This window comes from Variovorax sp. AB1(2024) (assembly GCF_037482385.2).
Taxonomy (GTDB): Bacteria; Pseudomonadota; Gammaproteobacteria; order Burkholderiales; family Burkholderiaceae_C; genus Variovorax.
In genome coordinates, this window is record NZ_JBBHKP020000001.1 from 259,496 (window position 1) to 273,346 (window position 13,851).

Sequence of the window (13,851 nt, forward strand, 5' to 3'; positions counted from 1 at the left end):
GTTCTGGCTCGGCTGAAAAAAACGGATGGGAGGCTGTGCGCTGCAAGGCGCGGTCGGTCGCTCTGGATGAAGTGGTCTTCAGTCGCCCTTCGTGGCGCCGTCGTCGGCGGAAGCGCGCGGCGCCGCGCTGCCGACCGCCACGCTGCCGATGCGCAGCTTGGCGATCTCCTGCAGCCCCGGGCCGTCGCGGTGGATCGAGGTGTCGGCCGCATCGGGCCGCCAGGTGACGCTGATGGCGCCCGGCGCCACGCCGCGGTTGGCCAGCGCCGAAGTGACGGCGGCAATGCGCTGGTCGGTCAGTTCGTCGCGCTTGCGGGCGTCCCAGTTCTCGGTGTCGCGCGCCACCAGCACGATGTCGGTCGCGCCCTTCTTGGCCAGGCCCGCGATCTGGTCGATGAGCGCGAGCGAGCTGCCGCCGAGCGTGGTCGCGCCGAAGTCGAACGCCACCTGCGTGGCCGTGCCGGTGAGGCGGGCGCCGCCAGGGCCGCCCGCGTTGACGGCCACGCCGCCCTGCACCACCGGCGAAGCGACGGCCGCGCCGCCCACCGTGGCATCGCCCGGGTTGTCGACCTTGCGCAGATCTGCGGCGGGCGTGAGCGGGATGGCTTCGCCGCCGCCCGGGCGCATCGTCATGCAGGGCCGGTGGTCGACCTGCGTGACGGCCGCCATGAGCCGCACCACGCCTTCTTCGAGCGCGGCGCGCACGCCCATCTGCACCGGCTCCTGGCCCTTGGCGCCAATGTCCACGTCGTACAGCTTGCTGCCGAAGAAGCGGAACACGTTCAGGCCCACCTCGTAGCCGTTGAACTGCTTGGTGAGGCTCACCGTGCGCACCACCATCAGCGACTTGGTGTCGACGATGCGCAGGTCCACGCTCACCGACTGGCTGAAGGTGCGCGCTTTCACGCCCACCTGGTTCACCGCGAACTCGGCACCGCCCGAGTTGATGTTGTAGTTGAGCTCGGTGATGCCGCCGACGATGAAGTAGTCGGACTTGTTGATGGTGCCGCCGAAGTACGGCATCCACGGCACGGTCTGCCCGCCGTTGGGTCCGCCGAGCTGATGCGTGCGGCCGTCGCCGAGCTGGCGGCGGTCCGCGTACGCGAGCTCGCGCTCGGCGATCACCGGGTCGAAGCGCTCCGCGATGCTCACGGCGCCGCCGAGCTTGCCGAGCGCCGAATACACCATCAGCGCGCCGCCCTGCGTGATGGCGTTGCCTTCGTTGATGCTGTACTTGCCGGTGTAGTCCTTCACGTCGCCCACGCCCACCACGATGGGCGGGCGGCGCGTGGCCGCGATGTGGTCGGCGTAGCAGGCGAGCACGGCCTCCATCGGCGTGACGTTGTCGCGCACGGCGGGGCCGAGCACCACGGGCGCCTCGTTGGGCGCAAAGCGCTGCTGCGGTGCAGAGACGCAACCGGCGAGCGCCACGGCCGCGACCGCGGCGAGTGCGAATGTTCTGGTGGTGTGCATGTCGCGTGCCCCGGTTTTCAATTGAGCACCCCGAACGCGCATGCCGAGCTGCCGCCCACGCTGGCGGTCTGCGCGCCGGCGTTGCCCTGTGCCGAGTTCAGCGCCTGGTTGGCCGCGCCCTGCACTTGCGTGCTGGTGCCGCCGACGACGGCCGAGCCCACCGCGCCGCTGTTGGCCTGCGAGGTGCCCACCGTCGCGCCGCCGAGCGTGCCCACGCCGGTGCGGCTGTCGTTGCCCGAGGCACTCGAATTCGCGCCCGCGTTCGACGGCGAATTCGCGACCGTGCTGTTGTTGCCGTCGTTGCCGGTCGAGGTGGCCGAGACGTTGCAGTTGTATTGCCGGCCGATGGTCGTGTTGTAGACCGGAGCGGCGTAGTAGCCGCTCTTCTGCTTGCGGATCATGTCCTGCACCGCGGCCTGGTTGACCTTGTCGGCGCTCGACTGGAATTGCCACGCGGCGTTCTCGCCGACGTTGTTGGCCAGCGCCATGGAAGAAGACGCGCAGCCGCAGGCCGCGAACGCCAGTGCGATCAGCCTCGGGACCCGACGGCGGCGACAGCCGGCTTCGACGAGGCCGGCATGGAAAAAGACGCGCTGCATGACTGCTCCTCTCTGGAATTCGCACGCCTTGAATCCGTCATTGGATTCGCGGTCGGCGTTCTGCGAGGAGGGATGCTAGGGACGGCAGGAAACAGCCGGTATCCCGAGAACCGGTAGAAGTGGCGGGAACAAACCCATGCCTTCGCCGGTGCTGCCGGCCACCGTTATCCGTGGGTTCTTCGTGTGCATCGCGGGTGTTGCCGCGAAGGAAGAGGACGGGTGGCCAGCGAGGAGGTCACGCCGCCGCGGTGCCGCGGCGGCGTGTGCGGGCAGACCTCAGGCGTGAGCCTTGATCGAGTCCGCGAGCGTGTTCACGAGCGTGTCGATGTGCGACTTCTCCACGATGTACGGCGGCGCGATCACCAGCACGTCGCCGGCGGGGCGCACCAGCGCGCCCTTGTGGAAGCAGTCCAGGAAGATTTCATAGGCGCGCTTGCCCGGCGTGCCCGCGATGGGCGCCAGCTCCACCGCCGCGGCCAGGCCGAGGCTGCGGATGCTGATGACGTTCGGCAGGCCCTTGAATGTGCTGTGGAAGGCATCGCCCAGCACCTTGCCCATTTCGCCTGCGCGCGCGAACAGGTTCTCCTGCTTGAACAGGTCGAGCGTGGCGATGGCCGCGGCGCAGGCCACCGGATGGCCCGAATAGGTGTAGCCGTGGAAGAACTCGACCACATGCTCGGGTGCGTCGGTCTTCATCATCGCGTCGTAGAGCTTGTCGCGGCAGATCACGCCGCCCAGCGGGATGACGCCGTTGGTCACGCACTTGGCGAAGTTCAGCATGTCGGGCACCACGCCGAAATAGTCGGACGCGAAGTTGGTGCCCATGCGGCCGAAGCCGGTGATGACCTCGTCGAAGATCAGCAGGATGCCGTGCTTGTCGCAGATCTCGCGCAGGCGCTGGAGGTAGCCCTTGGGCGGCAGGTACCAGCCGGCCGAACCTGCCACGGGCTCCACGATGATCGCGGCCACGTTGCTCGGGTCGTGCAGCGGCAGGATGCGGGTCTCGAGCTCGACCAGCGGGTCTTCGGCCCACACCGGCTCCTCGTTGTGGATGTAGGCATGGTTCACCGGATCATGGATGAAGCGCATGTGGTCCACGCGCGGCAGGAAGGCCGAGCCGAACACCTTGCGGTTGCCCGGGATGCCGCCCACCGACATGCCGCCGAAGCCCACGCCGTGGTAGCCCTTCTCGCGGCCGATGAACACGTTGCGGTGGCCTTCGCCGCGCGCGCGGTGGTAGGCCAGCGCCACCTTCATGGAGGTGTCGGCGGCTTCGGAGCCCGAGTTGCAGAACAGCACCTTGTTGAGGTCGCCGGGCGCCAGCGAGGCGATCATCTCGGCCGCCTTGAAGGCCCTGTCGTTGCTGACCTGGAAGGCGGTGGCGTAGTCGAGCGTGTCGAGCTGCTTCTTGATCGCCTCGTTGATCGGCTTCCTGTTGTGGCCCGCGCCCACGCACCACAGCGACGAGATGCCGTCGATCACCTTCTTGCCGTCATGGGTGGTGAATTCCATGCCGTCGGCCGCCACGAAAACGCGCGGATCCTTGCGGAAATGACGGTTGGGGGTGAAGGGCAACCACTGGTTGTCCATGTTGAAGTCCTGGAAGGCCATGTCTCGCTCCTGCGGGTTATGGGGTCGGGGAAAATCGCGATTCTGGCACCCCTGCGACAATTCCACCCAGATGACGACCTCTACGCCTACCTCGCCCGCCTACATCCTGAACCTCTCCTGCCCCGACCGGACAGGCATCGTGCACGCCGTCTCGGGCTTTCTGCTCGAGCGTGGCGCCAACATCGAAGAGGCAGCCCAGTACAACGACCACGGCACCGGCCTGTTCTTCATGCGCGTGCGCTTCGCCTGCGGCGACCACAGCGAAGCCACGCTGCGCGAAGAGCTGAAGACCTTCGCCGCCGGCTTCGGCATGACGCTGCAGCTGCACGCCGCCGCCGAGCCGATGAAGACCGTGCTGCTGGTCAGCAAGGAAGGCCACTGCCTCAACGACCTGCTGTTCCGCTGGAAGAGCGGCCTGCTCGCCATCGACGTGCGCGCCATCATCTCGAACCACCGCGACTTCTACCAGCTGGCCGCCAGCTACAACGTGCCGTTCCACCACATCCCGGTGACGGCCGCCACCAAGGCCCAGGCCGAGGCGAAGCAGCTGGAAATCATCGAGTCCGAGGGCGCCGAGCTGGTGGTGCTGGCGCGCTACATGCAGATCCTGAGCAACGACCTGTGCCGCAGCCTGGCCGGGCGCGCGATCAACATCCACCATTCGTTCCTGCCCAGCTTCAAGGGCGCCAAGCCCTACTACCAGGCGCACGACCGCGGCGTGAAGCTGATCGGCGCCACCGCCCACTACGTGACGGCCGACCTGGACGAAGGCCCGATCATCGAGCAGGACGTGGCCCGCGCCGACCACACCGACACCGTGGAAGACCTGACGGCGCGCGGCCGCGACACCGAGAGCCAAGTGCTGGCCCGCGCGGTGAAGTGGCACAGCGAGCACCGGGTGCTGCTGAACGGCCACCGCACCGTCGTCTTCCGCTAGGTCAGTTCCTGTAGGGGTTGTTCGGCCGGCGGTCGTAGCGGTTGGGCACCCCGTCGCCGTCGCGGTCCCAGCGGCCGGCGTTGTACACCCAGCGGCCGCCATCCTGGCGCCATTCAGGCGCACGGTACGCATAGCCCGGACGGGCGCGCACCCAGTTGCCGCGCACCCACACATGGCGGCCGCCACGCCATTCATAGTGCCCCGGCGCCCAGACGAAACCGCGGCGCGGCGGCGGCACGCGCTCGAAGCGTGGCGGAGGCGGCGCCACCTGGACGGTGACCACGGGTTGCGCCTGCGCGGCGGTGGGAACGGTCAGAGCGCCCACGGACAGAAGCGAAGCCGTACCGATGGAAAGAGCCAATGCGATTTTTTTCATGAAGGACTCCTCATGAGTAGTTGGAAGAGCCTTCATGCTGCCGGGCTCATGTGAACCGCCTGTAAGCGGGACACGAAGTCTTATGTAGAGCTGTTTCGCGATTCTCCCGGGGCAATCGCGCACATTCACTCCATCAGTTCCTTCAGGTCGACGGCAGAAGCCATCGCCGCATGCCCGGCCTTGTTCGGGTGCAGGTGGTCGCCGCTGTCGTACTTCGGGTTCAGCGCGAGCGGATCGGCGGGGTCGCGCAGGACGGCGTCGAAATCGATCACGCCGTCCACGTCCTGCCGGCCGCGGATCCAGGTGTTGACCGCGCCGCGCATGGCCTCGGTCGCCTGCGTCCAGTAGGGCGTGTTCCGGAACGGCGGCACGGTGCCGATCATCAGCTTCACGCCCTTGGCGCGCGCCTGCTTGATGAGCTGCTCGAGGCCTTCGGTGATGCGCTCGGCAGTGGGCGCCTCTGACGCGATGTGCGGGAACCCCGGCACGCCGGCGAAGGCTGCGCGGCCGATGTCGTTGGTGCCCATCAGCACGATCACGTGCGTCACGCCGCTTTGCGCCAGCACGTCCTTCGCGAAGCGCGACATGCCGCTGGGCCCCGAGCTGTCGAGCAGCAGCCGGTTGCCGCCGATGCCCATGTTGATCACCGACAGCCCGGCCGGCACCTGCGGGCTGTCGCGCAGCCGCGTGGCCAGCATGACGGGGTAGGAACCGCCGCTGGCGTCGTTGCCGCCCGCCGTGATGGAGTCGCCGAAGGCCACCACGATGCGGGCCGGCTGGCTCGTCATCACGTCGAGGCCGGTCACGATGTGATTGAGCGCCAGCGGCGCCGCGCCTTGCAGTTTGGCCGTCCCGGTGGCGTTGCCAGGGACGACCCAGCTCGTGCCCTGGCCGTTCTGGTGGATGGTCGCGAAGGGCGTCGGCTGGTCGAGGTAGGTGCTCACCGCCAGGGTCTGGCCGGCCTCGGCCTTCAGGTCGATGCCGTCGCTCCAGGCGTCCGCGCCCGGCGCGATGGTGAGGCTGCCGCGGCCGCCGAAGCGCAGCGGGCCGAGCGTGGCCGGAGACACCGCGTTCCCGCCCGTGACCAGCCCCACGCTCGCCGCGGCGATGCGCAGCGGCGCCTTGCCGAAGCGGTTGGAGAAGCGCACGCGCACGCGGCTTCCGTCGAGCGCGGGCTGCACCAGCTGGCGCAGCGTCTGGCCGCGAAACACGTGCTTGCCGGGCCCTGCCAGCGGTGCGGTGGTGGGGTTCGCCATGAGCTCGCTGAACTCCATGGGCGCCGCCGCCCAGCTCGCGACCCAATGGGCCTCGGCGGGCTGCCGGGGCGGCTGGCCGGCGGATGGCAATGCCCACACGCCGGCACCCACCGCGGCAAGGAGCCATGCGACCATCCAATGCGTTGCGGCGCCCGCGCAGAACCGGGCCCGCCAACGTGAAATCAATTCCATGCGCGCAAAGCCGCCCAGTTTACGGAGCCGCCTTTACCCCGGTCGTTACGAGGTCTAGCGCGCGGTTACCAGGTGTCCACGTAGGGCGAGACGGCCTCGTGGCGCCCCGCGGCCGAATCCAGCCCGCGCACCAGCCAGGTGCGCGTGTCCGCCGGATCGATCACCGCGTCGATCTCCAGGGTCTGCGCCATGTGGATCGCCTCGCCGTTGGCGTACTGCTGCGCCACGAGCTTCTTGAACAGCGCGTCGCGCTCGTCGCCTTCCGGCACGGCGGCCAGTTCCTTGCGGAAACCCAGCCGCACGGCGCCTTCCAGCCCCATTGCGCCGAACTCGCCGGTCGGCCAGGCCACGGTGAAGACCGGCGCGTCGAAGCCGCCCGCCGTCATCGCCTGCGCGCCCAGGCCGTAGCCCTTGCGCAGTACCACCGCGAAGAACGGCACGCGCAGATGCGAGGCCACCATGAACATGCGGCACACGTGCCGCACCTGCGCCTGCGCCTCGATTTCGGGGCCGACCATGAAGCCGGGCGTGTCGCACAACGAAACAATCGGAAGCCCGTGCGCATTGCACAACTGCATGAAGCGCGCGGACTTGTCGGCCGCCTCGACGTCGATCGCGCCGCCCAGGTGATGCGGGTTGTTGGCCATCAGGCCCACCGGCCTGCCCTCGATGCGTGCCAGCGCGGTGACCACACCGGCGCCGAAACCCGCGCGCAGTTCGAGCAGCGAGCCGGTGTCGGCCACGCCGCGCATGGCGGCGCGCACGTCGTACACGCGAAGGCGGTTCTCGGGCACCACGTGGCGCAGCGTGCGCGGGTCGGCGCACTGCCAGTCGGAGGTCGGGCCCTGGAAGTACGAGAGATATTGCTTCGCCGCCGCCACGGCCGCCGCCTCGTCGTCCACCAGGATGTCGATCACGCCATTGCGCGACTGCACGCTGCTCGGCCCGATCTGCTCGGGCGCGAAGGTGCCGAGACCGCCGCCTTCGATCATGGCGGGGCCGCTCATGCCGATGTTGCTGCCCCTGGTGGCGATGATCACGTCGGCACAGCCCAGCAGCGCCGCGTTGCCCGCGAAGCAGCGGCCATGCACGATGCCGACCACCGGCACCTTGCCCGACAGCGCCGCGAACTGGCTGAAGGTGTGGTTGTTCAGGCCCGCCACGATCGGCATGTCGGTGTCGCCCGGCCGCCCGCCGCCGCCTTCGGCGAACAGCACGACCGGCAGCTTCAGCTGGTGCGCCACCGCCAACAGCCGGTCGGTCTTGTGGTGATTGCGCATGCCCTGCGTGCCGGCCAGCACGGTGTAGTCGTAGGCCAGCACGGCGCAGCGCGATGCCTCGGGGCCGAACTGCTTGGCGTTGACGCTGCCCAGGCCGGTGACCATGCCGTCGGCCGGCGTGTTGGCGATCAGGTCTTCCAGCGTGCGGCGGCGCGTCTGCGCGGCGATGGCGAGCGCACCGTACTCGATGAAGTTGCCGGGGTCTGATGCGGTGTCGCACAGGTCCGCGATGTTCTCGCGCGCGGTGCGGCCGCCCTGCGCATGGCGCTTGCCGACGGCGGCCTGGCGGTTGACGTCCAGCGTGGGCGCGTGGCGGTCGATGACCTTCTGCAGGTCGGGGCGGATGGCATCGAGGTCGTGCTCGGCGCGCGCTTCGGCTTCCACGGCCTGCGCATCGACGGCTTCGAGTTGCACCAGCGACTGGCTTTCGACGAGGTAGTCGCCGGGCGCGGCCAGCAACGCGACCACGCGGCCCGCCACGGGCGCGTGCAGCAGATGCTCCATCTTCATCGCTTCGAGCACGCCGAGCTGCGCGCCGGCCGGCAGCACGTCGCCCACGGCGACTTCGAACTGCACGAGGCGCGCGGGCATCGGCGCCTTCACCGTGAGTTCGTCCGAGCCGTCGTCCGCGATGGCGGCTTCGGCTGCAGGCGCGGCAGCGGTCTTCCTTGCCTTCTTCTCAAGCAACGCCGAGGCGGCAAGCAGGTCGCCCAGGTGCGCCTCGACGAAACGTGTGTGCACCGCCTGCGTCGCGAACTCGGGCCGCGCGGCAATGGCACGCAGCAGCGACAGGTTGGTGGCGATGCCTTCGATGTGGCATTCGTCCAGCGCGCGCAGCGAGCGCCGCAGCGCATCCGCGAATCGCGGCGACGGCGAATGCACGATCAGCTTCGCGAGCAGCGTGTCGTAGTGCGGCGAAGGCGCGAGCCCCGCATAGCCGTGCGTGTCGACGCGCACGCCCGGCCCCGCGGGCAGGTCGAAGCGAGCCAGCGTGCCGCCGGAAGGCCGCGCATTGCCCTGCGCATCGAGCGTCTCCGCATTGATGCGCCACTGCACCGCAAAGCCGCGCTGCGCCGCCGTGCGATCGGCCTCCACGCCCAGTGCGCCGAGCGGCTCGCCCGCTGCCACCGAAATCTGCAGTTGCACGAGGTCCAGCCCCGTGACCGCCTCCGTCACCGTGTGCTCGACCTGCAGGCGCGGATTGGCCTCGATGAAGACGAAGGGCAGCGTCGGCGATTCCACGTCGACCAGGAATTCGAAGGTGCCGAGCCCGCGATAGCCCACCGTCCTGGCCATGCGCAACGCGGCCTGCGTGACCTGCGCGCGCAAGGCTTCGGGCAGCGAAGGGCTGGGCGCGATTTCCACCAGCTTCTGGAAGCGCCGCTGCAGCGTGCATTCGCGCTCGCCCAGGCTGGCCACATCCTTGCCGTCGCCCAGCACCTGCACTTCGATGTGCCGCGCGTTGCGCATCAGCCGCTCCACATACACGCCCTCGATGCCGAAGGCGGCCTTGGCCTCCGACATGCAGCGCGCGTGCGCCTGCGGCAGCTCCTGCGCGTCGAGCACCGCGCGCATGCCGCGGCCGCCGCCGCCGCTGATGGCCTTGACCATCACGCCCGCGCCCTGCGCATGCTGCTCGGCGAAGAAGGCCTGCGCCTGCGCGAGCGTCACGGCGCCGGCGCTGCCGGGCATCACCGGCACGTCGCATTGCGTGGCCAGCGCGCGCGCGCGTGCCTTGTCGCCGAACAGGCCGAGCTGCTCCGGCGTGGGGCCGATGAAGACCAGGCCGGCGTCCGCGCAGGCCTGTGCGAAGTCGGCGCGCTCGCTGAGGAAGCCGTAGCCGGGATGCACCGCATCGCAACCCTGCGCCCTCGCCACCGCGATCAGCGCCGCGACATCGAGATAGGCGGCGGGCCCGGTGGCATCGAGCGCCACCGCCACGTCGGCCAGTTGCGCGTGCAGCGCCGCCGCGTCGTCGCGCGCATGCACCGCCACGCTGGCGATGTCCAGGTCGCGCAGCGCGCGCACCAGCCGCACGGCGATCTCGCCGCGGTTGGCAATCAGAACTTTGGAAAACAGCAAACGGAACCTCTCAGCTTTTGTCTTTGAGCAGCCGGCGCAGCACCTTGCCGGCGCCGGTGGTCGGCAGTGCGTCGATGAAGCTCACGGCGCGCGGCGCCTTGTAGCTCGCCATGTTGTCGCGCGCCCAGGCCACGAGCGCGTCGGCCTCCAGCGCGGCGCCGGGCTTGCGCACGATGAAGGCCTTCACGACCTCGCCCTTCTCCGCATCGGGCTGCGCGATGACCGCCGCCTGCGCCACCGCCGGATGCTTGATGAGGATGGTCTCGACCTCTTCCGGGAACACGCTGTAGCCCGAGACCTTGATCATTTCCTTGAAGCGGCCGATGAAGGTGAGGTAGCCGTCGGCGTCGAGCTTGCCCATGTCGCCGGTGTGCACCCAGCCGTTGCGCAGCGTGGCGGCGGTGGCCTCGGGCTTGTTCCAGTAGCCCTTGAACGAGCCCTTGCTGGTCAGCACGATCTCGCCGACTTCGCCCACGGGCATGTCGGCCTGGGTCTCGGTGTCGATGATGCAGATGGTCACGCCCGGCACCGCGATGCCCTGCGTGCCCCAGCGCGGCGCATGGTGCGGCGTGTAGGTGTCGCAGGTGTGGGTCTCGCTCAGGCCGTAGGCGGCTTCGAACGAGGTGCAGTTGGGCGCATGCGAGCGCCACTGCTGCGCGAGCGGCTCGGTGAAGGTGATGCCGAAGCTGGTTACCGGGTTCATCTTCAGGCTGCCCAGGTCGAAGGCCGCGATGTCCGGCACCTGCATGCAGGCCACGTTCATCGGCGCGATGCTGTACCACCAGCTCACCTTGTACGCGGCGATGGCCTGCAGCACGGTGCGCGGGTCGAAGCGGTGCAGCAGCACCGAGGCCGCGCCGCTGAGCACCGGCACGTTCACGCCCATCAGCATGCCGGCGATGTGATACAGCGGCGCGATGGACAGAAGCACGTCGGCCGGCCCCACGCCGTTGCAGTCGGCCGCCGCGCGCGTCTTGAAGAGCGCGTTGGCGTAAGTGAGCATCGCGCCCTTCGGCAGGCCCGTGGTGCCCGAGGTGTAGGTCATGAGCGCCACGTCGTCCATGTCGATGGCCACGGGCTGGGGCCTGGCGTCGGCCTTCATCACGGCGAGGAAGTCTTCGCAGCCCTCGGGCACGGTGCGCGCTGCGTCGTGCTCGGCGGCCAGTTCGGCCGGCAGGCCGAGCGAGGGCTGCGCGGGCAGCAGGTCGGCGTAGTGCACGGCGAACACATGCGCGAGTGCGCTCTCCGGCTGCACCTTGCGCACCACCGGCAGCAGCGGCGCAGCCGCTACGATCACCCGCGCCTTCAGGTCGTTGACCTGGTAGGCCAGCTCGTGCTCCTTGTTGAGCGGGCCGCTCGGGCAGACGATGGCGCCGATCTTCTGGATGCCGAAGTGCGCCACCAGGTACTGCGGGCAGTTGTTGAGGAAGAGCACCACCGGCTCGCCCTTTTTCACGCCCAGGGCCTGCAGCCGCGCCGCGAAGGCATCGCTCGCGCGGTCGAGCTCGGCCCAACTCATGGCGTGGCCGTACCAGATGCACGCGGGGCTCGCGCCGCGCTCGCGCGCGTGGGTGCGCAGGTACTCGTGCAGGGGCTGCTGGGGGCGGTCGGGCAATGTCTCCATGGCGTCACTTTCTCAGGGTTATCGATAGCCGCCCATGCAGGGCGGGCGCTTGCCAATGCCGCATGGTGCACGAACAATCCTACCCATGGGTATAACTTCCGCGACACGGCAAAAACCCTCTGGAGACCAGAGCGAGACAACGACCACGCAGCCGCACCTGCCGCAGGGCACCGGCCGGCAGCGCGCCGCCACGCAAGGCACCGACCTGCAGCGCGAGCGCATCCTGCAGGCGGCGGCGCAGCTGTTCGCGGCGCAGGGCTACGCCAACACGACCATGGCGCAGATCGTTCGCGCACTGGGCGTGACCAAGCCTTTCGTTTACTACTACTTCCGCGACAAGCAGGAGATCTTCGAGACGCTCTCGTGGGCCCCGGCGGTCGACTGCTTCACCGCGCTCGACTTCGCGGCCACCGACCCGCGACGCGCCAGCGAGAAGGTGCTCGAAGGCATCGAGCGGCTGATCCGCGCGACCATCACGCATCACCCGGCCGCCTTCTTCGCCTACCGCGAGCCGCAGGTGTACCGGCCCGAATACCTCGCCGCGCAGAAGAAGCTCGCGCATCACTTCTACGACCTGCTGTGCCCGCTGCTCGAAGAAGCGCGGCGCGACGGCGACCTCGACTTCACCGAGACCAAGATCACCGCGCTCGCGGCCTGCAGCCTGCCGGGCTTCCTGTACAGCTGGTACCGGCCGGGCGGACGCCTGTCGCCCGACGAGGTGGTGGCCGAGCTCACCAGGCTGGCCAGCCGCGTGATCGGGCTGCGAACGAAGACCTGACGACAACAACCTCCGGAGACAGACCATGAAGTTCAACCGTGCGCCATTGGCGCGGATCGCCCTTGCCTCTGTGCTTTGCATTGCGGGCGCTGCGCATGCCCAGCAGCAACAGCAGACCTACAAGATCGCCTACATCGACCCGCTCTCGGGCCCCTTCGCCAACGTCGGCGAGCTGATGCTGATGCACACGCAGTACGCCATCGAGGACATCAACGCCAAGGGCGGCGTGCTCGGCGGCACCAAGCTGCAGCTGCTGCAGTTCGACAGCAAGCTGTCGGCGCAGGAAAGCCAGAGCGCGCTGCAGGCGGCCATCGACCAGGGTGCGAAGGCGATCGTGACGGGCGGCTCGGGCTCGTCGGTGGTCACGGCGCTGGTGCAGTCGGTGGCGCGCTGGAACCAGCGCAACCCGGGCAAGGAGCTGATCGTGCTGAACCATTCCTCCATCGACCCGGAGATGACGGGCAAGGCCTGCAGCTTCTGGCACTTCCAGACCGAAGCGAACACGGCGATGAAGATGAAGGCGCTGGCCAACTACATCAAGAAGACGCCCGATGTGAAGAAGGTCTACCTGCTGAACCAGGACTATGCGCACGGCAAGCAGTGGGCCAGCTATGGCCGCCAGATGGTGGGCTTGGCGCGGCCCGACATCCAGTTCGTCGGCGAGACGCTGCACCCCATCGGCCGGGTGAAGGACTTCGCGCCGTACATCGCCAACGTGAAGCAGAGCGGGGCCGACTCGGTCATCACCGGCAACTGGGGCCAGGACATGACGCTGCTGCTGAAGGCCGCGGGCGACGCGGGCTACAACCTGCGGTACTTCAACCACAGCGCGGGTTCGGTGCCGGGCACGGTGACCGCGGTGTCGCAGGCGAAGCTGGGGCAGCTGACGTGGGTGGCCGAATGGCATCCGGGCGAGGCCGACACGCCGAAGGTGGACGCGCTGGCCAGGGCCTACAAGTCGAAGACGGGCAAGGACTTCCTCGCGCCGCGCATCGACATGACGCCGCGCCTGCTGGCCGCGGCCATCAACAAGGCAGGCTCCACGGACACGGTGAAGTTGGCGCATGCACTCGAAGACCTGACTTTCGATTCGGTGGTGGGACCGGTGCGCATGCGCGGCGAAGACCATCAGTTGCTGCTGCCGCAGGTGGTGAACACCATTGCGCCGGTGGACGGCAAGACCGTGAAGGTGGGCTGGGAGGGCACCAACTACGGATTCCGAACTGACGCGGTCTATACCGGGAACGAGCTGGCTCAGGGTACTGAGTGCAAGATGGTTCGGCCCTGATTCTTCCCAGTGGCTTCAGGTTCAGGGCGTGTGCGCAGGCCACCGGGTACTCCCCTCCGCGAATGTCCCCCGGGGCTGCGCCCCTCCTCCTTTATTTCGCTGCGGGGAGCACCCGGTGTCCTGTGCACAACGAGCGCTGCCGTTGTGCTGGCTGATCAACCAGTGCTCCGAACGCTCACGCCGGCGGGGTGCCTTGCGCAGCGAAATAAAGGAGGAGGCCGCAGGCCGGGGGACATTCGCGGAGCAAGGTACCCCGCCGGCGTGAGCGCACCCTGAACGCCCTGAACGCGCCCTGAATGAACCCGAGAAACGAACCCGGAAGCTAAGGGAAACCCCGTCCTCCCTGCCCCCGTGC

Annotated in this window: 10 protein-coding genes; 3 read left to right on the top strand and 7 right to left on the bottom strand. The window is 68.7% G+C overall.

Annotated elements, in window-relative coordinates:
* Nucleotides 1-78: 78 nt before the first annotated feature.
* From WIX39_RS01220 to WIX39_RS01230, 3 genes are all read right to left on the bottom strand, one after another.
* Nucleotides 79-1,473, bottom strand: coding sequence for a CsgG/HfaB family protein (locus WIX39_RS01220; protein ID WP_106936665.1), 1,395 nt, complete (start codon nt 1,471-1,473; stop codon nt 79-81).
* A 17-nt stretch (nt 1,474-1,490) separates the two neighbouring features.
* Nucleotides 1,491-2,072, bottom strand: coding sequence for a hypothetical protein (locus WIX39_RS01225; protein ID WP_234382294.1), 582 nt, complete (start codon nt 2,070-2,072; stop codon nt 1,491-1,493).
* 276 nt (nt 2,073-2,348) lie between these two features.
* Nucleotides 2,349-3,683 (bottom strand): aminotransferase class III-fold pyridoxal phosphate-dependent enzyme, encoded by a 1,335-nt coding sequence (locus tag WIX39_RS01230; RefSeq protein WP_081269816.1) that lies wholly within the window; start codon nt 3,681-3,683, stop codon nt 2,349-2,351.
* A 70-nt stretch (nt 3,684-3,753) separates the two neighbouring features.
* Between WIX39_RS01230 and purU the strand changes: the two genes are divergently transcribed.
* Entirely contained in the window at nt 3,754-4,620 is an 867-nt protein-coding gene (purU, locus tag WIX39_RS01235; RefSeq protein WP_081269815.1) for a formyltetrahydrofolate deformylase, read from the top strand.
* Between the two features lies 1 nt (nt 4,621).
* Here purU and WIX39_RS01240 read toward each other — a convergent pair whose 3' ends face one another.
* The 4 genes from WIX39_RS01240 to WIX39_RS01255 form a co-directional block, all read right to left on the bottom strand.
* Nucleotides 4,622-4,996 (bottom strand): YXWGXW repeat-containing protein, encoded by a 375-nt coding sequence (locus WIX39_RS01240; protein ID WP_081269814.1) that lies wholly within the window; start codon nt 4,994-4,996, stop codon nt 4,622-4,624.
* A gap of 125 nt (nt 4,997-5,121) precedes the next feature.
* Nucleotides 5,122-6,387, bottom strand: coding sequence for an SGNH/GDSL hydrolase family protein (locus WIX39_RS01245; protein ID WP_234382291.1), 1,266 nt, complete (start codon nt 6,385-6,387; stop codon nt 5,122-5,124).
* Between the two features lie 122 nt (nt 6,388-6,509).
* The gene (locus WIX39_RS01250; protein ID WP_409196304.1) at nt 6,510-9,803 is read right to left on the bottom strand and encodes a carboxyl transferase domain-containing protein; all 3,294 of its coding nucleotides are present in this window, start codon (nt 9,801-9,803) and stop codon (nt 6,510-6,512) included.
* A gap of 13 nt (nt 9,804-9,816) precedes the next feature.
* On the bottom strand, nt 9,817-11,430 hold the full coding sequence (locus tag WIX39_RS01255; RefSeq protein ID WP_409194366.1) for an AMP-binding protein: 1,614 nt from the start codon (nt 11,428-11,430) through the stop codon (nt 9,817-9,819).
* An 85-nt stretch (nt 11,431-11,515) separates the two neighbouring features.
* Between WIX39_RS01255 and WIX39_RS01260 the strand changes: the two genes are divergently transcribed.
* Nucleotides 11,516-12,208, top strand: coding sequence for a TetR/AcrR family transcriptional regulator (locus tag WIX39_RS01260; RefSeq protein ID WP_081269811.1), 693 nt, complete (start codon nt 11,516-11,518; stop codon nt 12,206-12,208).
* Between the two features lie 25 nt (nt 12,209-12,233).
* Entirely contained in the window at nt 12,234-13,496 is a 1,263-nt protein-coding gene (locus tag WIX39_RS01265) for a branched-chain amino acid ABC transporter substrate-binding protein (protein WP_409194367.1), read from the top strand.
* Nucleotides 13,497-13,851 lie beyond the last annotated feature (355 nt).